This is a genomic window from Paraglaciecola mesophila, from assembly GCF_009906955.1.
Taxonomy (GTDB): Bacteria; Pseudomonadota; Gammaproteobacteria; order Enterobacterales; family Alteromonadaceae; genus Paraglaciecola; species Paraglaciecola mesophila_A.
In genome coordinates, this window is sequence record NZ_CP047656.1 from 4511660 (window position 1) to 4533993 (window position 22334).

At 43.5% G+C, this 22334-nt stretch carries 19 protein-coding genes and 3 tRNA genes; 15 read left to right on the forward strand and 7 right to left on the reverse strand.

Annotated elements, in window-relative coordinates:
- Positions 1-7: 7 nt before the first annotated feature.
- The 6 genes from FX988_RS19250 to FX988_RS19275 all read left to right on the forward strand — a co-directional run bounded on the left by FX988_RS19250 (position 8) and on the right by FX988_RS19275 (position 6712).
- On the forward strand, positions 8-502 hold the full coding sequence (locus FX988_RS19250; RefSeq protein ID WP_160181712.1) for a chemotaxis protein CheW: 495 nt from the start codon (positions 8-10) through the stop codon (positions 500-502).
- 36 nt (positions 503-538) lie between these two features.
- Positions 539-949 carry a DUF2802 domain-containing protein gene (locus FX988_RS19255; RefSeq protein ID WP_160181713.1) on the forward strand — a complete coding sequence of 137 codons (411 nt, stop codon included), beginning with the start codon at positions 539-541 and terminating at the stop codon, positions 947-949.
- Between the two features lie 359 nt (positions 950-1308).
- Entirely contained in the window at positions 1309-2235 is a 927-nt protein-coding gene (gene metA / locus FX988_RS19260) for a homoserine O-acetyltransferase MetA (RefSeq protein ID WP_160181714.1), read from the forward strand.
- A 32-nt stretch (positions 2236-2267) separates the two neighbouring features.
- Positions 2268-3326 carry a homocysteine S-methyltransferase family protein gene (locus FX988_RS19265; RefSeq protein ID WP_160181715.1) on the forward strand — a complete coding sequence of 353 codons (1059 nt, stop codon included), beginning with the start codon at positions 2268-2270 and terminating at the stop codon, positions 3324-3326.
- 95 nt (positions 3327-3421) lie between these two features.
- Entirely contained in the window at positions 3422-6046 is a 2625-nt protein-coding gene (metH, locus tag FX988_RS19270; protein WP_160181716.1) for a methionine synthase, read from the forward strand.
- 78 nt (positions 6047-6124) lie between these two features.
- Positions 6125-6712 carry a DUF938 domain-containing protein gene (locus FX988_RS19275; protein ID WP_160181717.1) on the forward strand — a complete coding sequence of 196 codons (588 nt, stop codon included), beginning with the start codon at positions 6125-6127 and terminating at the stop codon, positions 6710-6712.
- A gap of 38 nt (positions 6713-6750) precedes the next feature.
- Here FX988_RS19275 and FX988_RS19280 read toward each other — a convergent pair whose 3' ends face one another.
- Positions 6751-7914, reverse strand: a complete 1164-nt coding sequence (locus FX988_RS19280) for a GNAT family N-acetyltransferase (protein ID WP_160181718.1) — start codon at positions 7912-7914, stop codon at positions 6751-6753.
- A gap of 44 nt (positions 7915-7958) precedes the next feature.
- On the opposite strand from FX988_RS19280, the gene FX988_RS19285 reads away from it, so the two are divergent.
- From FX988_RS19285 to FX988_RS19325, 9 genes are all read left to right on the forward strand, one after another.
- Entirely contained in the window at positions 7959-8408 is a 450-nt protein-coding gene (locus tag FX988_RS19285; RefSeq protein ID WP_160181719.1) for a regulatory protein RecX, read from the forward strand.
- A gap of 124 nt (positions 8409-8532) precedes the next feature.
- Complete coding sequence (gene alaS / locus FX988_RS19290) at positions 8533-11130, forward strand: alanine--tRNA ligase (RefSeq protein WP_160181720.1); 2598 nt, start codon at positions 8533-8535, stop codon at positions 11128-11130.
- Between the two features lie 134 nt (positions 11131-11264).
- Positions 11265-11480, forward strand: coding sequence for a carbon storage regulator CsrA (gene csrA, locus FX988_RS19295; protein ID WP_160181721.1), 216 nt, complete (start codon positions 11265-11267; stop codon positions 11478-11480).
- A 351-nt stretch (positions 11481-11831) separates the two neighbouring features.
- Positions 11832-11922: transfer RNA gene (locus tag FX988_RS19300), tRNA-Ser, on the forward strand.
- A 105-nt stretch (positions 11923-12027) separates the two neighbouring features.
- Positions 12028-12104 (forward strand) — tRNA-Arg (locus tag FX988_RS19305).
- A gap of 45 nt (positions 12105-12149) precedes the next feature.
- A tRNA-Arg gene (locus FX988_RS19310) sits at positions 12150-12226 on the forward strand.
- A gap of 274 nt (positions 12227-12500) precedes the next feature.
- Positions 12501-12764 carry an OadG family protein gene (locus FX988_RS19315; protein WP_160181722.1) on the forward strand — a complete coding sequence of 88 codons (264 nt, stop codon included), beginning with the start codon at positions 12501-12503 and terminating at the stop codon, positions 12762-12764.
- A gap of 31 nt (positions 12765-12795) precedes the next feature.
- A complete protein-coding gene (oadA, locus tag FX988_RS19320; RefSeq protein ID WP_160181723.1) occupies positions 12796-14586 on the forward strand; it encodes a sodium-extruding oxaloacetate decarboxylase subunit alpha in 1791 nt (596 codons plus the stop codon).
- A 10-nt stretch (positions 14587-14596) separates the two neighbouring features.
- Positions 14597-15727, forward strand: a complete 1131-nt coding sequence (locus FX988_RS19325; RefSeq protein ID WP_160181724.1) for a sodium ion-translocating decarboxylase subunit beta — start codon at positions 14597-14599, stop codon at positions 15725-15727.
- A gap of 82 nt (positions 15728-15809) precedes the next feature.
- On the opposite strand, the gene FX988_RS19330 is transcribed toward FX988_RS19325, so the two are convergent.
- From FX988_RS19330 to pspF, 6 genes are read right to left on the reverse strand one after another with little or no spacing between them, the layout of a single operon-like run.
- On the reverse strand, positions 15810-16595 hold the full coding sequence (locus FX988_RS19330) for an ATP-binding cassette domain-containing protein (RefSeq protein WP_160181725.1): 786 nt from the start codon (positions 16593-16595) through the stop codon (positions 15810-15812).
- Entirely contained in the window at positions 16592-17587 is a 996-nt protein-coding gene (locus FX988_RS19335; RefSeq protein ID WP_007989905.1) for an oligopeptide/dipeptide ABC transporter ATP-binding protein, read from the reverse strand. The genes FX988_RS19330 and FX988_RS19335 overlap by 4 nt, the downstream gene beginning before the upstream one ends.
- The gene (locus FX988_RS19340; RefSeq protein WP_160181726.1) at positions 17587-18480 is read right to left on the reverse strand and encodes an ABC transporter permease subunit; all 894 of its coding nucleotides are present in this window, start codon (positions 18478-18480) and stop codon (positions 17587-17589) included. The genes FX988_RS19335 and FX988_RS19340 overlap by 1 nt, the downstream gene beginning before the upstream one ends.
- A complete protein-coding gene (locus FX988_RS19345; RefSeq protein ID WP_160181727.1) occupies positions 18467-19498 on the reverse strand; it encodes an ABC transporter permease in 1032 nt (343 codons plus the stop codon). Before FX988_RS19345 ends, FX988_RS19340 begins: the two co-directional genes overlap by 14 nt.
- The gene (locus FX988_RS19350) at positions 19498-21132 is read right to left on the reverse strand and encodes an ABC transporter substrate-binding protein (RefSeq protein WP_160181728.1); all 1635 of its coding nucleotides are present in this window, start codon (positions 21130-21132) and stop codon (positions 19498-19500) included. The genes FX988_RS19345 and FX988_RS19350 overlap by 1 nt, the downstream gene beginning before the upstream one ends.
- 5 nt (positions 21133-21137) lie before the next feature.
- Positions 21138-22247: a phage shock protein operon transcriptional activator gene (pspF, locus tag FX988_RS19355; protein ID WP_160181729.1), complete on the reverse strand. Its 1110-nt coding sequence runs from the start codon at positions 22245-22247 to the stop codon at positions 21138-21140.
- Positions 22248-22334 lie beyond the last annotated feature (87 nt).

The window sequence follows — 22334 nt, forward strand, 5'->3', positions numbered from 1 at the left end:
GACAAAAATGAGTGATGATAAAGCATTGAACAACACCTCTACTGACCGTAACGACGAAGTCTTGCAGTGGGTAACCTATAAGTTAGGCGAAGAAACTTATGGTATTAATGTTATGCAGGTGCAAGAGGTTTTACGTCACACTGAGATAGCGCCTGTTCCCGGTGCTCCTGAGTATGTGCTAGGGATCATAAATCTGCGAGGAAATGTCGTTACGGTTATCGACACGCGCTCCCGTTTCGGTTTAGCGCCTTCGGATGTGACGGATAATACTCGTATCGTGATTATTGAGTCGGATGAACAGGTGGTTGGTATATTGGTTGATAGCGTTGCTGAAGTGGTATATTTGCGCTCATCTGAAATTGACAGTGCCCCCAATGTCGGTACAGAAGAAAGCGCCAAGTTTATTCAAGGCGTGAGTAACCGTGACGGTGAATTGTTGATACTAGTGGACTTGAATAAACTTTTAAGCGATGAAGAGTGGGAAGAGTTAACCAATATTTAATTCATTGTTTTGCACTTAACTGATCTGGACGCAATTGTGGAAATAAGTCATTTGATTTACCTAGCCTTTGTGATTGCTATTTTGCTGTTTATCGGAGCATTCTCGGTTTTAGTCAAACGAATTGCGCGATTAACAGAGCAAAACGTGCAGCAACAAAAACAGCTAGCGACTCTCGAAGAGCAATTGCTGGCTAACCAACAGGAACTGCAAGAAGTTCGTGTGGGTAGTATCGGTATGGGCGACAAAATTAAAGCGCTTGTTAGCGCGGTGAAACAAACAGTGAGCCAACAGGAGCAACTGGCTAGCCAAGATCCTCAGAGCCGTTTATACCAACAAGCGGCTAAACTGGTGGCAAGTGGCTATTCGGTTGAAGACTTGATGCGCGAGTGTGATATGCCTAAAGCAGAAGCAGAGCTCATCTATAACTTACACAAGCAATCATCATAATACGTGCGCCTTTATTAGTGGCCTTCGCGCTGTCCATATTGCCGATGCTGGTCTGGTCTTTTTTATTAGAATAGTAAAACACGCATCGGACTGTTTATCTGTCTCCCATTCATCACGTTCCATCCCTAAAACATATCTTCATAACCCTGACCCCATGGCAGGTTCGATTTATCCATATTCGCTCTCTACTTCTACTGATCATTATCAGCTTAGTCATATTTATTGGTGCCCAGCCATACTCTAAGGTTATATTAGCCAATTAAGGCGGTGTGTACGTTTAGACGTCTAGACGTAAAGAAGTTGACATTCAACACGTTTTGCTCCAAATTTAGCGTACCTCAACACATCTTGGAGTCACTATGCCCATTCGAATTCCTACTGAATTACCTGCACAAAGCATTTTAAATAGTGAAAATATTTTTGTGATGGATACCGATCGTGCTGCTATGCAGGATATTCGTCCGCTGGAAGTAGGTATCTTGAATTTAATGCCAAACAAGATGGAAACCGAAGTGCAGTTTTTGCGCTTGTTATCGAATACGCCATTGCAAATCAATGTGGACCTGATCCGCATTGATAATCAAGCGCCGAAAAATACGCCAGAGTCTCATATGAAAGCCTTTTATCATAATTTTGATGATGTGGCAGAGAAGCAATACGATGGTTTGATTGTCACAGGTGCGCCTTTGGCATTGTTAGATTATGACAAGGTAAAATATTGGGAGAAAATGAAGGTCGTACTTGAATGGGCCCAACGCCATGTGCAATCTACGTTATTTTCGTGCTGGGCAGCGCATGCGGCTTTGTATCACTTTCATGGTAAAAATCGCCGTCTACGTGATGAAAAACTCAGTGGTATATTTGCTCACCAAGTTCAAGATGAACACAATGAATTAATGCGTGGCTTTGATCCCGTTTTTTATGCGCCTCATTCTCGCTATGGTGAAATAAGCGTAGCTGACTATGAGTCAGTACCTGGGCTTAGTGTAATAGCAAGTTCGGAAAAAACCGGAGCTTATATAGTAGCGTCCGATGACAAGCGATTAGTCTTTGTCACTGGGCACCCAGAATACGATCCAGACTCATTGGATCAGGAATATAAGCGTGATGTAAAAGCAGGCTTAGGGCCAAATATGCCAGAAAACTACTATCCGGATAATGATCCAAGTAAGTCACCTTTGGTGACGTGGCGCGCTCATGGTAGTTTGCTGTTCACCAATTGGTTAAACTACTACGTTTATCAGAATACGCCTTATGATTTGGCATCTTTGTCGAACAAAGGTTAGAGCAATTTAATATCAGTTTTAAAGGAAAAAATGTGTCAAGGGTATCCTCAGAACAAGCATTAATCGGCGCTGCGAAATCGCGTATTCTTATTTTAGATGGCGCTATGGGCACTATGATCCAAGCCCATGATTTCCAAGAAAATGACTACCGTGGTGAACGTTTTGCTGACTGGCACAGTGATGTCAAGGGCAACAATGATTTGCTTACTCTCACCCAACCAGAGGCCATTTATAATATTCATTGTGCATACTTTGCTGCTGGTGCAGATATTATTGAAACCAACACCTTTAATGCCACAACGATATCCATGGCTGACTACAACATGCAATCATTGGCCAAAGAAATAAACGTTGAATCAGCAAAGTTGGCCCGTAAAGCCGCTGATAAATTCACCGCTCAGACCCCAGAAAAACCACGATTTGTTGCTGGAGTGCTGGGGCCAACAAGTCGAACGGCCTCTATTTCACCTAATGTGAATGACCCAGGTGAACGTAATGTGACCTTTGATGAATTAGTTGAAGCCTACGTAGAAGCGACACATGGTTTAATTGAAGGGGGCGTTGATTTAATTATGGTCGAAACCATCTTTGATACCCTGAATGCGAAAGCCGCTTTGTTCGCTGTTGATACGGTTTTTGAATCGCTAGGCAAAACCTTACCGATCATGATTTCAGGTACCATTACTGATGCATCAGGACGCACGTTATCTGGTCAAACCGCTGAAGCGTTTTATTATTCGATGCGCCATACGAGTCCGTTTTCGTTTGGTTTAAACTGTGCTTTAGGGCCTGATTTACTGCGCCAATACGTTGATGAAGTCTCTACTGTTGCCGAATGTTTAGTGTCTGCTCACCCTAACGCGGGACTGCCGAATGAGTTCGGCGAATATGATCTTGAAAGCGATGAGATGGCTGAGCATATTCGTGAATGGGCGCAGGCGGGCCTTGTGAATATCGTTGGGGGATGTTGCGGCTCAACGCCAGAGCATATCGCTGCGATTGCCCAAGCGGTTGAAGGTATTGCCCCGCGCGTGGTTCCTCAACATGAAATAAAGCTTCGTCTGTCAGGGCTAGAACCGTTTGTACATTAAAACAAAAAATTGGCGCAAGGCAGTGCTATTGAGCAGATAGTCCGTACTGCTAAATAACGTAGAAAGTGATTAAAATTAAGTAAACTGAGTAACCTATGACCCAAGCAAGTGCATCTTTTATTAATGTTGGCGAGCGTACTAACGTTACCGGCTCAGCCATGTTCAAACGCCTGATCCTAGAAGGTGATTTTGAAAAAGCACTCGATGTTGCTCGCCAGCAAGTAGAAAATGGCGCACAAATTATTGACATCAATATGGATGAAGCCATGTTGGACTCCGAAGCGGCTATGACCCGTTTCTTAAATTTGATTGCTTCTGAGCCCGATATTTCTCGGGTGCCCATCATGATTGATTCGTCAAAATGGTCAGTTATTGAAGCAGGCTTAAAGTGCGTTCAAGGTAAAGCCGTCGTCAACTCTATTAGCTTAAAAGAAGGTGAAGAAAACTTCTTGCATCAAGCCAAGCTCCTTAAACGGTATGGTGCGGCAACAGTGGTCATGGCATTTGACGAAGTAGGGCAGGCAGACACAGAAGATCGTAAATTTGAAATTTGTCAGCGTAGCTATCAATTATTAACCGAAAAAATTGGTTTTCCACCTGAAGACATTATTTTTGATCCAAATATTTTTGCGGTGGCAACAGGCATTGAAGAGCACAATAACTATGCCGTGGACTTCATCAATGCTACGCGCCGTATTAGGCAAAACCTGCCCCATGCACACATTTCCGGTGGCTTATCGAATGTGTCGTTCTCATTCCGTGGTAATAACCCAGTACGGGAAGCCATGCATTCTGTATTTTTGTTTCATGCGATAAAAGCGGGCATGGACATGGGCATTGTGAACGCTGGGCAATTAGAGGTGTACGACCAAATCCCAAGCGAGCTAAAGGAAGCGGTTGAAGATGTGATCCTTAATCGTCACCCAGATGCCACCGATCGCCTATTAGAACTTGCCCCTAAATACCAAGGTGACGGTAAGGCCCAAGTAAAAGAAAACTTAGAGTGGCGAGAATTACCGGTAAATAAACGCTTAGAACATGCACTTGTGCGCGGTATCACTGATTATATCGATGAAGATACCGAACAAGCTCGTCAAGAAGCGGATAAACCGTTACACGTTATCGAAGGGCCGTTAATGGACGGCATGAACGTAGTGGGCGATTTATTTGGCGAAGGCAAAATGTTTTTGCCCCAGGTGGTTAAATCTGCACGGGTAATGAAAAAAGCGGTGGCTTACTTAAACCCTTTTATTGAAGCGACAAAAGAAGTCGGCAGCTCAAACGGTAAAATTCTGTTAGCGACAGTGAAAGGGGATGTACACGATATTGGTAAAAATATTGTGGGCGTAGTACTGCAATGCAATAACTTCGATATTATTGATTTAGGGGTGATGGTGCCCTGCGCTAAAATTTTACAAGTCGCCAAAGATGAAAACGTCGATATGATCGGGTTGTCCGGTTTGATTACCCCATCTTTAGATGAAATGGTTTATGTCGCCAAAGAAATGCAACGCCTAGGTCTGGATTTACCATTATTAATAGGCGGTGCAACGACATCTAAAGCGCACACCGCGGTCAAAATTGAACAGAATTATGACCAACCTGTGGTGTATGTGCCTAACGCTAGCCGGGCGGTAGGGGTTTGTCAGAAGTTAATTTCAAAAGAACATCGTCCAGCTTACGCCGAGCAGTTATCGAAAGAATATAAAGTGGTGCGAGAGCAGCACGCGCGTAAAAAACCGCGTAGTCGCCCAGTTACGCTTGAGCAAGCGCGTGCTAACGGCTTTGATTTTGACTGGAGCCAGTATACTCCTCCTGTACCTAAGCAACTCGGTGTTCAAACAGTATCCGTTGATTTGGCTGAGCTGCGCGAATATATAGACTGGACGCCTTTCTTCTTAACATGGTCATTGGCGGGGAAGTATCCACGAATTTTACAAGATGAAGTGGTGGGCAAAGAGGCTCAATCACTCTTTGATGATGCGACCGCTATGCTAGATGATTTATGTACCAGTAAAAAACTACAAGCCAAAGGCGTGATGGGAATATTCCCAGCCAATAGCGTCGGTGATGATATTGAAGTTTATGCCAATCAACAGCGCCAAGAAGTACAAGAGGTTTGTCATCACCTGCGTCAGCAAACAGAAAAGGCTAAAGGGTTTAACAATTGTTTAAGTGACTTTGTCGCACCTAAGGCGTCACATAAAGCTGATTATATTGGCGCTTTTGCTGTTACCGCTGGGATAGGCGAGGATGAATTAGCTCAGAGTTACATCGATAATGGCGATGATTACAATGGTATTATGGTTAAAGCCTTGGCAGATCGCCTAGCCGAAGCGTTTGCCGAGTATTTACATGAAAAAGTGCGTAAAGAAATTTGGGGCTTCGCGGCAGATGAGTCTTTGAGTAACGAAGAGCTTATTCGCGAAAAGTATCAAGGTATTCGTCCTGCTCCAGGTTATGCTGCATGCCCTGAACATACAGAAAAGCAGGCTATTTGGGATTTGCTTGAGGCTGAAAAGCATACCGGAATGAAACTGACGGAAAGTTACGCAATGTGGCCCGGAGCGGCCGTTTCAGGTTGGTATTTCTCTCATCCTGATGCGCGTTACTTCGCAGTTGCTCAAATCCAAAGGGATCAATTACTTGATTACGCGACACGTAAAAATTGGTCTGAGCTAGAAGCTGAAAAATGGTTAGGGCCAAATTTAAATGCCTAGAGAAAATGTGCTAGCTGTGCTTAAGCCGAAAATTAGTGCATTCCAGTTAACCAAACGAGTAAAAGTTGAAGGTCAGTCATGAGTGAAAAACGTTTTAGCCCTTCATGCGAAAACAACCGTGTACCAATTTTATCCGTGCTTAAAGAGGCATTAGTCGGACGAAAGCATTTGCTCGAAATTGGTTCTGGTACAGGGCAGCATGCGGTGTATTTTGCACCAGAGTTAACGCATTTAATATGGCAAACCAGTGATTTAACATTGAATCACCCAAGTATTAAGGCATGGCTTGCTGATTCACCCGCATCAAATTTACGTCAGCCATTGGCGTTCAAAATTGGCACTGATGACTGGCCTGTAACCGGTGTAGATTGTGTTTATACCGCAAACACGACGCATATCATGCAGCCCTGCGAAGCGCGAGAAATGATGCAGGTTGTGGCACAAACGTTACCCTCAGGTGGTGTGTTTTGTCAGTATGGGCCTTTCACTATCGATGGGGAGTTTACCAGTCAAAGTAACCACGATTTTAATCAACATTTGTTGAATGAAGGCTGTGGCGGCATACGAGATATTGCAGAGCTAACGCTGTGGGCAGGTACACTCGAACTTGTGGAGCAACATCCAATGCCGGCCAATAATTTCATGTTGGTTTGGCATAAGCCTTAGAGAGCTATCACGCCCCTTTAATCGTAGGGGGTGTTGAACTAGTTATCTTGATCTTCGATTGATTTAAATGGCAACAATTCTGTGGCATTTTGTTTATAGGTTACTATTCCGGCGTCTTCTTGTTTAAGAAAGCGTTTTACACCGTCGTGAAATGCGGGTTCAGCCAACCAATGGTTTGAATAGCAATATATTGGCTCAAAGCCTCGCAGGATCTTATGTTCACCTTGTGTGCCGGGGTTGAACGTTTTGATATTTTGTTCAATACAAAATTCGATTCCTTGATAATAACAGCATTCGTAATGTAGGTTGTTCACATCCTCCATTGTTCCCCAATAACGGCCATAAAGTTGTTTATCGTCATATAAATAAAGGGCACTTGCTATTGGCTTATCATTGCGTTTAGCCAGAACCAACATGATATTCTTTTGCATAGTGTAATAAAGACGGTTGAAGAAATCTCGATTCAAATAGCCCTTGTGACCGCTTCGCTTTAAATAGGTTTGTTGGTAACACTGATAGAAAAACTCAATATCTTCATGAGTGAGATTTTCGGCAAATTTCCGTTCCACTTGTACACCTTGTTCTATGACTTTACGTCTCTCATTACGAATTGATTTTCTTCTTCTAGAGGTTAATGTGGAACAGAAATCATCATAACTGTGATAATTGCGGTTAAACCATTGAAATTGGACTGCTCTGCGAGTCATGTGTTGTTGGCTGTTAAGGGAACGACTTAAGGTTTCAGGCACAAACAACCAATGCATAGACGACAGCCTCAGTTGCGATATATATTTTTGAATTTCTTTACATAATTGAGGAACCAACGAAGATTCGTCAATACCCGGTTTGAGCATTAAACGTGACCCAGTGACCGGCGTAAAAGGGATAGCACAAATCAATTTAGGGTAGTAATTTAAGCCATATTCGCGGTATGTGTTCGCCCAAGCGAAATCAAATACATATTCCCCATAACTGTGGTTCTTTGTGTACAAAGGAAGAATGCCTATCAGCTCTTTATTCTGATAAATTGTCAGATGTTGAGGGTGCCAGCCAGTTTTAGACTCTACTGATTTAGAGCGTTCAAGTGCTTCGATGAAAGCGTATTGATGAAACGGATCGCTATTAATGGCGATGTCATCCCAACAGTCACTGTCTATTTGCTCTATGCCGCTTAGAAATTTAAAATTAAATATTTGGCGCATAACACCCTACAGAAACCCTTCTTTGGGAGATTATATTACCTGATATGACAGATAACGACAGTAAGAACATTAAATATAGTATTACTAAATATTTATCTATGCGTGAACATAGCTGCCATGAACTTTTGAAAAAATTGCTTGCAAAAGGATACGAAAGAGCATTGTGTGAACATCGTATTTCCCAATTTAGTCAGGCCGATATACAAAGCGATTTACGTTATGCCGAAATGATCGTGCGCAGTCGGGTATCGAAAGGCAAAGGCGAACAATTGATCCGCAATGAGCTAAGCCAACATGCCATTGAGCCGGAATTGATAGAGTTAGCTATTACAGAGCAGAACGTCGATTGGGACGCACTGGCATTGGAGGTGTCTCAGAAAAAGTTTGGTAACAAGCCTGCAAAAGATTGGCATGAACAACAAAAACGCAATCGCTTTTTGTTATACCGAGGCTTTAGTCATGAACAAATTCGAGCCTTGAAAAGCGTACGCTAAGTGCGGTGAAGTGCTTAACAAGTCGACAAGAATCATGCTATCTTTGCCGATTAATAAATAGTAAAAATGGCCTTTTGAGGCCATTTTTACCCTCAAGTCTATAAATGTTGTTTCAGGATCATTAATGAGTAAGAGCACAGCGCAAATTCGGCAAGCCTTTTTAAACTTTTTTGCGGATAAAGGGCATCAAAAAGTTTCCAGTTCGTCTCTGGTTCCTAGCGACGATCCAACGTTGCTTTTTACCAACGCCGGGATGAACCAATTTAAAGATGTATTCCTAGGTACCGAGCAACGTAAGTATACTCGCGCCACATCGTCTCAGCGCTGTGTTAGGGCTGGCGGAAAGCACAATGATTTAGAAAATGTTGGCTACACAGCGCGTCATCATACGTTTTTTGAAATGCTGGGTAATTTTAGTTTTGGTGACTATTTTAAGCAGCAAGCTATTGCGTACGCTTGGGCATTCTTGACGCAAGAATTGAAATTACCGAAAGAAAAGCTATTGGTGACTATCTACTCAGAAGATGACGAAGCATTTGATATTTGGCATAACGAAATTGGTGTACCAAAAGAAAAAATTATTCGTATTGCTACCTCAGATAATTTTTGGTCCATGGGAGATACTGGACCATGTGGTCCTTGCTCCGAAATTTTTTATGATCATGGTGAACACATTTGGGGCGGACCTCCTGGCTCACCTGAAGAAGATGGCGATCGCTTTATCGAAATTTGGAACTTGGTTTTCATGCAATTTAATCGCCAAGCCAACGGTGACATGCTGCCTTTACCTAAGCCATCTATTGATACAGGCATGGGGTTGGAGCGTATATCGGCCATTTTGCAGAATGTGCATAGCAACTATGAAATTGATATTTTCCAAAACTTGATAAAAGCTACCGCCGAAATTGTCGGTACTTCTAGCTTAGAAGACAAATCTTTACGCGTAGTGGCAGACCATATTCGTTCTTGCAGCTTCCTTATTTCAGACGGCGTTATGCCATCGAATGAAGGTCGAGGGTACGTATTGCGTCGTATTATTCGCCGTGCCGTGCGTCACGGCAATAAGCTAGGTGCTAAAGGGGTATTCTTCTACAAATTAGTCGCCGCTTTGGCAACTGAAATGGGCGACGCATACCCAGAATTGAACGAGCAACGGGCAGTAATCGAAAAAGTACTAAGAGTTGAAGAAGAGCAGTTTTCGCGCACATTAGAACGAGGAATGCTGATCTTAAATGATGCATTAAGCGAACTTGAAGGGGACGTTGTTCCTGGTGAACTGGTATTTAAGTTATACGATACGTACGGCTTTCCGGCAGATTTAACTAACGACGTGGCTCGAGAAAAAGACTTAAGCATTGATGAAGAGGGCTTTGCTCAGGCAATGGCAGAACAGCGTAAACGTGCTCAGAATGCCAGTAATTTTGATTTAGATTATAACGAGCAATTGCGTAGTGATTTGGAGTCTGTTTTTGTAGGGTATGAGCTAGAACAAAACACGGCGCAAATAAAAGAGATTTTTGTTCAAGGGCAATCGGTAGGCGAAATAGCAGCTGGAAAGGAAGGAACCATCATTCTCGATGAAAGCCCGTTTTACGCTGAAGCCGGTGGGCAAGCAGGTGATACAGGCACCCTAGTAATGGGGACTGGCGGCTTTGAGGTACAAGATACCGTTAAATTAGGTAAAGCGATTGCGCACAAGGGCGCTGCGTTGAGTCAATTGAAGGTGGGCGATAGTGTACAAGCGAATGTTGACGGCGCTCGCCGCCACGCCATCAAGCTTAACCACAGCGCAACACATCTCATGCACGCAGCCCTTAAATCTGTGCTTGGAGAGCATGTAAATCAAAAAGGTTCATTGGTTCAGGCTGAGCGATTGCGATTTGACTTCTCTCATTATGAGGCCATGTCTAAAGAACAGGTATTAGCGGTTGAAACCATGGTCAATGAGCAAATCCTTGCTAACCATGCGCTCAAAACTCAGCTTATGGGTTTAGAACAAGCGAAAGAAGCGGGTGCAATGGCGCTGTTTGGTGAAAAGTACGATGATGATGTTCGCGTGGTGTCCATGGGCGAATTTTCAATGGAGCTATGTGGCGGCACGCATGTTGAGCGCACGGGGGATATTGGATTGTTTAAAATTATATCCGAAAGTGGTATTGCCTCAGGCGTAAGACGGATAGAAGCTATTACCGGAATAACCGCGTTGCAATATGTTCAACAACAAGCTTTCGAACTAACTTCTATCAGTGCGGTCTTAAAAACTGATGTGAGCACGGTAGGCGATCGGGTTTTTCAACTTATTGAGCAAACCAAAACGCTTGAAAAGGAAGTGACGAAACTTAAGCAAGAAATTGCAAATAGTGCAGGAAGTGACCTTTTATCTCAGATAAATGAAATTAATGGGGTAAAAGTGCTGTCTTATCATGTACAAGGCATTGAAAGTGGGGCGTTACGCACCATGATAGATGATCTAAAAAATCAAATCGGCAGTGGCGTTATTCTATTGGGTGTTGCTACTGGCGATAAGGTGAGTTTAATTGCTGGTGTAACAAAAGACTTAACCCAAAAAGTGAAAGCCGGAGAGTTAGTCAACTTTGTTGCTCAGCAAGTAGGTGGGAAAGGCGGCGGACGCCCTGATATGGCGCAAGCTGGCGGTTTTCAACCTGAAAACTTAGACAGTGCAATTGCTTCAGTTAATGGGTGGTTGCAAGAAAGGTTATAAACGTTATATCGACGAATTTTTGCAGTGACAACAAAAATAAGGAAGCGTCGAGTGTGTAATTCTTTGGTTATTTCAAAGGGATACGCTAGTTTTAAATTAGGGATTATTTTTATAAACGGATAAGGAGCTAAAGAATGCTAATTTTGACCCGTCGTGTTGGTGAAACCTTAATGGTCGGTGACGAAGTCACAGTAACGGTATTAGGGGTAAAAGGTAATCAGGTAAGAATTGGTGTTAACGCACCTAAAGAAGTATCTGTGCACAGAGAAGAGATTTACATGCGAATTCAGGCTGAAAAAAATGGTCAGTTGGCAGGGCATGATCAATCATCATCAGATGATGATAATTAAATTTACTTTTCTAATAAAAAAAGCTGGTTAACCCAGCTTTTTTTATGCAAGAAATTTGAGGTCACATTTCCCAAAAAACCGTATTTTAGCGACGAATTATCATACGTTTGTGACGCTTTTTGTACGAACAGCTTAAAATACCAGCAAGCAGTATAGATCTTTATAAAAAGTGTTTGACTTACTCCTGCGTGTCGGTAAACTTCGGCTCCAGATTTAGGAGACACACCAAACGGTGGAAGGCGCTTCCAATGCTAAGGAAGTTTAGTCAATAAGGCCTTTGTCAGATGCATTATGTTTTGACATAATATGTCGGCAGCGAATAAATCGGTAGCAACAATTTTGCGGTTTTCCGGAGAGGTGGGTGAGTGGCTGAAACCAGTTCCCTGCTAAGGAACCATACGTAATACTCGTATCGAGGGTTCGAATCCCTCCCTCTCCGCCATAACTTAAACGATAATCATAAGATTATTAAGAAGCTTAGACTAAAGGAATTAAGCTTGAATAAAACTGGGTAGAAACCCTAAAATGTTTTATTCGTAACGATTTTGCGCATGTAGCTCAGCTGGATAGAGTACCTGGCTACGAACCAGGCGGTCGGAGGTTCGAATCCTTCCATGCGCGCCATCATTAAGTTTAATATATTAGTCTAATATTAAATTACCCTGTTATGCGCATGTAGCTCAGCTGGATAGAGTACCTGGCTACGAACCAGGCGGTCGGAGGTTCGAATCCTTCCATGCGCGCCAATACGAAAAACCCACTATTATTAGTGGGTTTTTTTTTGCCTAGACTATTTTTCTGTTGCATATATATCCTCTATGACGAAAGCATATTACGTTGATATCTACCTATAACTCCCTAGTTGCTTAGCACTACTTGCTGTTTTTTTGGATAGTAATGCAATAAAAATGAATTAATTCTTATTTTTTATGCATTTTTAACAGCTTGTAAAAGTTGTGTTATTCCAGTGCACATGGTACTTATCGGGTCGTTTTGTCAGTTATCGGAGAAATACTAACTATGCAACCTGATGTGATGTCGTTATTACTTGAAGCTGGCATGCTCCTTTTAGTGGGTATGTCTGTGGTTTTTCTGTTTCTGACTTTGTTAATTGGTGCGGTCAATTTTATTGCGTGGGTTTGCGCTAAATTCCCTGAAACGGAAATCACGCCTGCGGCTCAACCTAGTCGCCGCCCTCCCTCTGCCGCGAATCAGTCAGGTATATCAGCGCCAGTGGTTGCTGCCATTACAGCGGCTGTCGACCAATACCGTCGCCAACATTAAAATTTTTACTTTTGATAAATAGGAAGCCAAGATGTCAAAACCATTAGCCATCACGGACGTGGTGCTGCGTGACGCACACCAATCATTACTTGCAACACGTATGCGCATTGAAGATATGCTGCCTATTGCAGCCAAGCTTGATCAGGTCGGGTACTGGTCACTGGAAACTTGGGGCGGGGCGACCTTTGACTCCTGTATACGTTATTTAGGTGAAGATCCATGGGAGCGTATTCGTTTACTCAAGCAAGCTATGCCTAATACTAAGCAGCAAATGCTATTGCGCGGGCAAAACTTACTAGGTTACCGTCACTATGCTGACGACGTAGTTGAAAAATTTGTGGAGCGCGCGCACGTAAGCGGTGTTGACGTATTTCGCATCTTTGATGCGATGAATGACATACGTAACTTAAAAACAGCTGTTGGAGCCGCGATTAAAGTAGGCGCACATGCCCAAGGTACGATTTCATACACAGTTAGCCCAGTTCACTCTTTGCCTTTGTGGCTAGATATGGCAAAGCAGTTAGAAGATTTAGGTGTACACTCTATTTGCATTAAAGATATGGCTGGTTTACTTAAGCCATATGTATGTGAAGAGTTGATAACACGCCTCAAAGAGACCGTGAGCGTGCCAATTGCTATGCAGTGTCATGCTACTACCGGTCTAAGCACTGCAACCTATCAGAAAGCGATTGACGCAGGAATTGATATTCTTGATACGTCTATTTCATCCATGAGCATGACCTACGGTCACAGTGCCACTGAAACCATGGTGGCAATTGTTGAAGATACCCCTAGAGACACTGGACTGGATTTGCCTTTACTGGCTGAAATTGCTGCGTACTTTAGAGACATACGTAAAAAATATGCGAAATTTGAAGGCAGCCTAAAAGGCGTTGATGCGCGTATTCTACTGGCGCAAGTGCCAGGCGGTATGTTGACCAACATGGAATCTCAGCTGGTAGAGCAAGGTGCTCAAGATAAGTTAGATGAAGTACTAAAAGAAATCCCTAGAGTGCGAGAAGATCTTGGCTTTATTCCTCTTGTTACCCCCACATCACAAATTGTTGGCACCCAGTCAGTGCTTAATGTTTTAACTGGTGAGCGTTATAAAAGTATCACTAAAGAAACAGCAGGCGTGTTAAAAGGTGAGTACGGCGCCACCGCAGCACCAGTTAACAGCGAGTTACAAGGGCGGGTACTGGATGGAAAAGAGGCTATTACGTGTCGCCCAGCCGATTTGTTAGACGATGAACTAGCCACCTTAGAAAACGATTTATTAACTCAGGCTAAAGAGCAAGGTATTACATTGGCAGACAACGCAATTGATGATGTGCTGACCTATGCGTTGTTCCCGCAAATCGGTTTAAAGTTTCTTAAAAATCGCAATAATCCAGATGCATTTGAACCCGCTCCTACAGGTGAAGAAACGGTTAGCTTGCCTGCACAAAACACCGGTGTTACTAAAGCAACAGAGTCTTATTCTGTGCGTGTTGATGGCAAAGTATACGCAGTGGAGGTTGCACAAGGTGGCGCGCTAACTGACATACAAGTTGCGGATAGTAGTACAAGTGCACAAACTGCAACTGCTACACCTGTTGCATCAGCTGGTAGTGAAGAGGTGGCAGCCCCACTTGCTGGGAATGTGTTTAAATTGCTTGTTCGCCCAGGTGATACGATCAGCGAAGGTGACGTCATTGTCATTATGGAAGCCATGAAAATGGAGACAGAAATACGCTCAACAGCCAGCGGTACTATCCTTGATATTTTGGTCAAAGAAGGTGATGCAGTGCAGTCTGGGCAAACGATGTTGACATTGGGGTAAGGGAACGTTTATGGATAAGCTCGCCTTACTTTGGCAAAGTACCTCGTTAGCTCATTTTGAGATGGGCCAAATCGTAATGATGGCCGTGGGGTGTTTGTTATTATTTTTAGCAATCGTCAAGAAGTTTGAACCTTTACTGTTAGTGCCCATCGGCTTTGGTGCCATTTTGACCAATATTCCTTTAGCTGGGTTTAGTGAACCAGGCGGCCTGCTTTACTACATATACTATGTGGGTATTGAAACGGGCGTATTTCCGTTACTCATCTTTATGGGAGTAGGGGCAATGACCGATTTCAGTGCGTTGATCGCCAACCCTAGAATGTTATTTCTAGGAGCTGCTGCTCAGTTTGGTATTTTCGGGACCTTGTTCGGTGCAATCGCCTTAAATTTAGTGCCTGGCTTCGAATTCACCTTAAAAGATGCGTCAGCGATCGCTATTATTGGTGGAGCTGACGGGCCGACTGCAATATTTCTGGCTTCTAAACTAGCCCCTGAGTTGCTTGGAGCAATCGCAGTTGCAGCCTATTCCTATATGGCATTGGTGCCCATCATTCAGCCGCCAATCATGCGTTTGTTGACCAATGAAGATGAACGTAACATTAAAATGGCGCAACTTAGGGTGGTTTCAAAACGTGAAAAAATCATCTTCCCGTTAGCTGTATTATTAATGACGATTTTGTTTTTGCCTTCTGCTACACCACTAGTGGGTATGTTTTGTTTAGGCAACTTGATGAAGGAATCTGGCGTGGTTGATCGTTTAAGCAATACTGCTCAGAACGAATTAATCAACATAGTGACGATATTTCTAGGTTTAGCGGTTGGCTCTAAATTATCAGCGGATAAGTTCTTAACCATAGAGACCTTAGGTATTTTAGGGTTGGGCGCCATTGCGTTTTCAATGGGAACGGCTGCAGGTATTCTGATGGCAAAAGTGTTGGGTAAATTTTCTAAGGAGAAGATTAACCCACTGATTGGCGCAGCAGGTGTGTCGGCTGTGCCTATGGCAGCACGCGTGGTAAATAAGGTGGGTTTAGAAACCAATCCACACAATTTCTTACTTATGCACGCCATGGGGCCAAATGTTGCAGGGGTACTTGGCTCGGCGGTTGCCGCAGGTATATTGTTGGCCTTGGTGGGTTAGACGCAGTTGAGTTGCTCAATATCACGCAAAAGGGCTTAGAAGAATAATCTTCTAAGCCGTTTTCTATTAAGCTCTTTAATCGTTAACTCTGGCCGTTTATGAGGGCTTGGTGAGCGTGAACTAACTTCTTGGTGTACTCGTCTTTTGGCCAATGGAAAATCACATCAGTTTTTCCCGATTCCACCACCTTTCCTTGCTTCATGACTAAAATTTTGTCACTGATATGACGTACTATCCCCAAATTATGGGAAATAAAAATAAAGCCAAGACCTAGTTCTCGCTGTAATTCCATTAATAGATTGACGGTTTGAGAGCGTACTGATGGGTCGAGCGCGGCAAAAGGCTCATCGGCAACAATTACTTGAGGGTTAAGTATAATAGCACGCGCTAATGCAACGCGTTGTCGTTGCCCGTCAGAGAGCATATGACGGTAGAAAAAACGATGTTCTGGTAATAAGCCCACTTGTTTCAACGTTTGCTCGACTTTTGCTGTGCGGGCTTGATGGTCAAGGCGAGTGTTAAGCTTTAGCGGCTCTTCTAATATTGAGCCTAGGGTGATCCCAGGGTTGAGCGATTCATTACTATTTTGGAATACCATGCGAATATTAAGCACTCGGTGCTTATTGTCATACTGTTCCAATTTCCGTTCATTGAGATATATTGAACCGCTGTCTGGTTGTTCAAGCCCGACTAATAGCTTCGCAAGTAGCGATTTACCTGAGCCATTTGCCCCAACAATGGCTAATGTCTCCCCTGCTTGAATACTGAAGTTTACTGGACCAAGCGTAAACTTTGAGCCTTTGTTTTGCCAACGCTTACCATGACAATTATCGAACCTTAAATTTTCAACTGAGAGTAAATCGTTCACTTTTGATCTCGATGCAATGGAAAATGACAGCTATAAGTATGCTCGTGAATGCGTCGTACTTCTGGCACTTTCACGCACTCTTTGCGTGCTCTGGGGCAGCGCGGTCCCAAGCGGCATCCAATGGGTAAGTGTTGAAATGTAGGTATGGTGCCCCCTAAAGAACTGAGTGGTGATTTAGGGGGTAAATCAGTACGAAAGCTCGGAGCGCTTTCTAACAGAGCTTTGGTGTATGGATGTAATGCGCGCTTACGGAGTTGTGACATACGTCCACTTTCGACTGTTTGTCCGCAATACAGTACCGTCATATGGTCAGCCATACTGGAAATAGCTAGCAAATCGTGGCTCACAAAAAGAATGCTCAGTTTGCGTACTTTATTTACTCGACTTAACAACTTTAAAATTTGGCTTTTGTCGGTAATTTCCATTCCTCGGGTTGGGTCATCGGCAATTACTAATTTAGGTTGCGAAGCAAGGGCCATGGCAATCATGAATTTCTGGCACACATCATTCGGTATTTGATGAGGTAAGCTGCGCATATAGACTTCATGATCCTTGATGCCCACTCTGTGCAGTAGTTCAGAAGCGTATTTTTTACGCGCTTTGGCACGATTCCAGAACATGCCTTTTTCTAAGCGCGTAGCCAGTATGACCTCTTTTAATTGATCGCCTAAGGGCACGATAGGATCGAGAGAGCTTTTCGGGTTTTGGAAAATAACTGAGATATCAGAACGAATAATTTTACGCCGCTCTCGCACCGACATGGTGAGCAGGTCTTGTCCGCGCCAGGTCATGCGGTCAGCGGTAATACGCCAGCGATCTGAAATTGCGCCTACAATCGCTTTAACGATAATGCTTTTACCTGAGCCTGATTCACCCACAAGCGCGTGAATTTGCCCTTCATTAATGACGAGATTTATTTTGTCTAGTGCTTTGATCCAGCCGCTTTGAGAATCAATCTCAAGGGTCAGATTTTTGATATCCAATAAGCTCATTAGCGTAATAACCTGTAGCGTAAGGCAGAGCGCAAACCGTCACCTACTAAGTTAATTGACATCATCATAAAGAAAATAGCGGCTCCCGGTAATGCGATGTTCCATGGGGCGACATAAGCGGTTGTTAAGCCCTCTGATAATAAGGCGCCTAATTCTGGAGATGGCGCTTGTGCCCCTAAATTTAAAAAGCCAAGTGCACTAATATCTAAGATCGCAACCGATAAAGCCAAGGTAACTTGAACGACCAACATTTCAGCCATATTAGGAAGGATAGAATTAAAGAAAATGTGTATTTTACCAGCACCGTCAAGTTGCGCTGCCAGTACATATTCCTTCTTCATTTTTTGGCGCACAATATCGCGCGTTTGATGAATAAACTGTGGTATCAGCGCTAGGGAGATAGCCCACATACTGTTAACTAGGCCTGTTCCTACAATTGCGATAATAATAATGGCAATCAGCAGGGTAGGGATAGCCATGATGGAATCAAGCAAGTGATTTACGACACTTGAACGTAGACCTTTGCTCATTCCTGCCATGGCGCCCAGCGCTACGCCGATTAGCATGGATATTATCACCAGTACCAAGCTGATCCCAAAGGTCATCCTGCACCCGTAGATGATGCGCGATAACATATCTCGCCCTAAACCATCGGTACCAAATAGATAACTAATATCACCGTTATTATCCCAAGCTGGTGGCACCAAAAGTAGTTCAATATTTTGCTGAAGCGGATCATATGGCGCTAAAAACGGACCAAAAATCATAAGGAAAATAAAAAAGATAACGCAGTATAAGCTGAGCAATGCTGCGTGGTTCTCTTTAAACTCTTTCCACGTATTTTGTATAGGGGAAGGGTAAAACTCTTCTTGATATAAATTAAGACGTGGCATTTTCTGGCCTTCTGCCCGCAGGGTCGAATATTTGGATCACCATATCAATCGTGATGGTAAAAGTGAGCACCAAGGCAGAGACAGCTAACATACCAGCGCGAATGGCGGGAAAATCACGTTGATAAATCGCTTGAATAAGACCATTGCCGATACCGGGCCAAGAGAAAATCGTTTCGACTATCATGGCGTTGGTCAGCAAGGTGGTAAATTGCATAACCAATAATGGCAAAATAGGAATAAGTGCATTTTTTACTCCATGGCGCAAAAATACTTGTCGTGGGCTTAGGCCTCTCGCATAAGCGGCTTGGATATATTCACTGCTCATTACTTCTACTATCGAACGGCGGGTAATACGCAGCACTATGGTGCATGTGACGATGGCAATTGACACACTGGGTAAGACTAAATGGCGCAGGGCGTCTTGAAATGCAAACTCTTTATCTGGCAAATCACTTAATAAAATGTCAACTAAGATAAAACCAGTTTCAAATGGAACGTCATAAAGTAAGCTAATTCTGCCCGAAAGGGGAAACCAACCAAGCTGTATTGAAAAAATCAAAATCGCAATCAGCGCAGCCCAAAAGACCGGGATTGAGTAACCAATAACGCTCGCGGTAAGCAAGGTGAAATCGGTAAACTTATGGTGCCGAAGCCCTGATAGAAAGCCCAATGGCAAGCCAATCAAAAAAGAAAAGAAAAGAGCATAAGCGCTAAGTTCAACACTGGCGGCTAACGAACGGCTAATTTCTTCTGCCAAGGGGAGGCCAGAGCTAAAACTCAACCCCCAGTTTCCGGTAAACAAGTGCGTTACGTATTGCCAATACTGAACGATAAATGAAGAGTGCATCGCATACTGCTCTGCTAATAACGCATACTCTTGCTCTGAACTGTCTCGAATACCCGTGAGGTTGATTAACGGATCGCCAGGGAACAAATACGCTAATGAAAAAGAAAAGAAACTTAAAACAAACAGAGTCAAAATAAGTAAGCTGGCGTGACGTAGTATAATTTTAAGCATTATGGCTTACTCACGTTTCTAAACTGGATCCCACCATAAGGGTTTATCTCAATCCCTGTGAGATTCTCGCGATAAGCTTGATAACGAAAAGCGTGAGCAATGGGCATAAGCGGCATTTCATCGTTTATCAATTCGATGGCTTTGCTGTAAAAATAAGCGCGGTCTTCTTGGTTAGTGTAGGTGAGCGCTTGATCAATGAGTTTGTCGTATTCCTTCGAACACCAACGCGCGCGATTTGTGCCCGAATCGATCGCTGAGCAAGTCAGTAATGGCCTGAAAAAGTTATCTGGGTCGCCATTATCCGCAGACCAGCCAATTAATACTGAATCATGTAAGCCTTGGTTTAAACGAGCGCGAAAGGTCGACCACTCATAACTAACGATGTTGGCGTCGATCCCTACGTCACGTAAATAGCGTTGCATCAGCTCAGCCATTTTCATGGCGTTTGGATTATACGCCCGCTCAACTGGCATGGCCCATATCGTCATGCTAAAACCCTCTTCGACACCATTTTCACGAAGCAACTTAGCTGCACCTAAGGGATTGTAGGTTGAAGAGCGAGTGTCTGGCTGAAACGCCCACGAAGAAGGAGGAATGATAGAAGTGGCAGGAATTGCACTGCCGAAATAGATCGCTTCCATCAACGCATTTTTATCTATAGCCATCGCAAGTGCGCGGCGAACTTCTGGATTATCAAAAGGCGCTTTAGCCGTATTAAATGCCCAAAATCCCACGTTCAAGCCCGGTTTTTCATCTAGCGTGAGTTCTTTACGTTTTCGAATAATATCCAATTGACTGTGTGTCGGAAACGCCATCGAATCGCATTCACCGGTCATTAATTTTGCCAAACGTAATGAGCTAGAAGGAGTAATATCAAATATTAGCTGCTCTGTAGTGCTACGTTCACGCCAATAGAGTGGGTGAGCATCAAAGCGAACAAATCTATCTTGTCGAAAACTATTAAACTTAAACGGCCCCGTCCCTATTGGGTGGGAATCTATGAGTTCAGGCGTGCCGGCTTTAGCCAACTGAGCAGCGTACTCAGCGGATAGAATAATGGAAAAGTCCGTGGCTAAATTAGCTAAAAAGGAACTTTCTGGACGCACAAGGGTAATCTCGACACGATATCGATTTATGCGTTTAATATCGCTAATAAGATCGCCTAACCCGACGCTGTTGATATAAGGATAGCGTCCGCCTGACACCTCATGATAAGGGTGATTTTTGTCTCGCCATCGATTGAAACTGAAAATAACGTCATCGGCATCGAAAGTGCGCGAAGGGGAAAAGTAGGACGTACTGTGAAAATCTATATTTTTGCGTAACTGAAAGGTATACGTTAAACCGTCAGTACTGGTTATCCAACTGCTGGCTAGGCCTGGGATAATCTCCCCCGTGATCAAATCAAAATCTAAAAGACGATCGTAAATTTGATGGGATGACACATCAACAGTGGTACCAGACGTATCTAGCTGGGGGTTAAAACTCGCAGGGTTTCCTTCTGAACAATAAATTATGCCATTTGGTTGTTGGTAAAGGGTATTTTCCGGGCTACAGCCCATTAAAGTGAGCATCACTGTTAACATAACAGTGATTGGGATGAAACACGAAGCATGTCGCTGAGAAACAAGCATACAGTTTATTCTCTGTCTTCTGGCGGCGTATCAAGTAAGTTATATTTCTTTAAATAACCTCGTAGCTGATGATACGTTAGGGATAGCCTCTCTGCTGTTTTCTTTTGATTATATTGACTATCCGCGAGGGCTTGTTTGATTAAATCAATTTCGAAGTTTTGTGACAGCTCTTTTAAATCAACAGGAAACTGAAAACGTTGGGGGCTTTTTGCTTCTTGCGCGTAATGCTCACTTACCTGTGGGGGTGTTTCTGGTACAACAGGTAACGTGGCTGGAATAGGTGCATCTTGGGTTTTGATTCGATCGCTGGTGCGCATTCTACTGGCAGGGCGATATATGGATTCAAAGGGATCAAGGACAATATTGTGCACCGGGATATCTGGATTATTGGCACGGTAAACGGCGCGCTCGACCACATTTTTCAGTTCTCTAATATTGCCCGGCCACTCATGTTCAAGCAAGGTACGTTTGGCTCTTTCTGTGAAGCCACTGAACACTTCCATCTCTAGCTCGCGAGCCATATTGATAGCAAAATGTTCTGCAAGCATCATGATGTCGTCTTTACGCTCCCTAAGCGGCGGCAACGTTATAACGTCAAACGCTAAGCGGTCAAGCAAGTCAGCTCTAAATTCCCCTGATTGGGCAAGGCCTGGTAAGTCTTCGTTAGTAGCAGCGATTAGGCGGATATCAACTTTGACACTTTTTGAACCGCCAACGCGCTCAAATTCACCATACTCGATAACACGAAGTAGTTTTTCTTGAATTAATCCTGAGGTGTTAGCCAATTCATCTAAGAAGAGTGTGCCATTGTCTGCGGCTTCAAATCGTCCTTCTCGTCTTTTAGCTGCACCAGTAAATGCGCCAGCTTCGTAACCGAATAGTTCGCTTTCCAGCAAGCTTTCACTTAATGCTGCACAGTTAAGTTTTGAATAGGTTTGATCCCAGCGTTTTGATAGAAAGTGCAGCCGAGCCGCGACCCCTTCTTTACCTGTCCCACGTTCACCAATAATCAATACGGGTTTATTGAGCGGTGCAATTTGCGAGATTTGCTCCAACACTTCGAGGAAACTATTGGATTGTCCTAACAAATTATCTTGTTGGCGGTAGCGGTTCATCAATATCCTCAAAAAGTGGTGTAATCGACTAACTTATGGTGTAGGTAATTATAATTGTAGATCTCAGTTACTCGAGAGTAAATTAAT

Excerpts from the sequence above, each read along its gene's own strand:
- alaS (WP_160181720.1), top strand. The coding sequence starts at position 8,533 with ATGAGTAAGAGCACAGCGCAAATTCGGCAAGCCTTTTTAAACTTTTTT.
- FX988_RS19325 (WP_160181724.1), top strand. The coding sequence starts at position 14,597 with ATGGATAAGCTCGCCTTACTTTGGCAAAGTACCTCGTTAGCTCATTTT.
- FX988_RS19275 (WP_160181717.1), top strand. The coding sequence starts at position 6,125 with ATGAGTGAAAAACGTTTTAGCCCTTCATGCGAAAACAACCGTGTACCA.
- metH (WP_160181716.1), top strand. The coding sequence starts at position 3,422 with ATGACCCAAGCAAGTGCATCTTTTATTAATGTTGGCGAGCGTACTAAC.
- FX988_RS19280 (WP_160181718.1), bottom strand. The coding sequence starts at position 7,914 with ATGCGCCAAATATTTAATTTTAAATTTCTAAGCGGCATAGAGCAAATA.
- metA (WP_160181714.1), top strand. The coding sequence starts at position 1,309 with ATGCCCATTCGAATTCCTACTGAATTACCTGCACAAAGCATTTTAAAT.
- FX988_RS19350 (WP_160181728.1), bottom strand. The coding sequence starts at position 21,132 with ATGCTTGTTTCTCAGCGACATGCTTCGTGTTTCATCCCAATCACTGTT.
- FX988_RS19250 (WP_160181712.1), top strand. The coding sequence starts at position 8 with ATGAGTGATGATAAAGCATTGAACAACACCTCTACTGACCGTAACGAC.
- FX988_RS19315 (WP_160181722.1), top strand. The coding sequence starts at position 12,501 with ATGCAACCTGATGTGATGTCGTTATTACTTGAAGCTGGCATGCTCCTT.
- FX988_RS19345 (WP_160181727.1), bottom strand. The coding sequence starts at position 19,498 with ATGCTTAAAATTATACTACGTCACGCCAGCTTACTTATTTTGACTCTG.
- oadA (WP_160181723.1), top strand. The coding sequence starts at position 12,796 with ATGTCAAAACCATTAGCCATCACGGACGTGGTGCTGCGTGACGCACAC.
- FX988_RS19340 (WP_160181726.1), bottom strand. The coding sequence starts at position 18,480 with ATGCCACGTCTTAATTTATATCAAGAAGAGTTTTACCCTTCCCCTATA.
- pspF (WP_160181729.1), bottom strand. The coding sequence starts at position 22,247 with ATGAACCGCTACCGCCAACAAGATAATTTGTTAGGACAATCCAATAGT.
- FX988_RS19335 (WP_007989905.1), bottom strand. The coding sequence starts at position 17,587 with ATGAGCTTATTGGATATCAAAAATCTGACCCTTGAGATTGATTCTCAA.
- FX988_RS19285 (WP_160181719.1), top strand. The coding sequence starts at position 7,959 with ATGACAGATAACGACAGTAAGAACATTAAATATAGTATTACTAAATAT.
- csrA (WP_160181721.1), top strand. The coding sequence starts at position 11,265 with ATGCTAATTTTGACCCGTCGTGTTGGTGAAACCTTAATGGTCGGTGAC.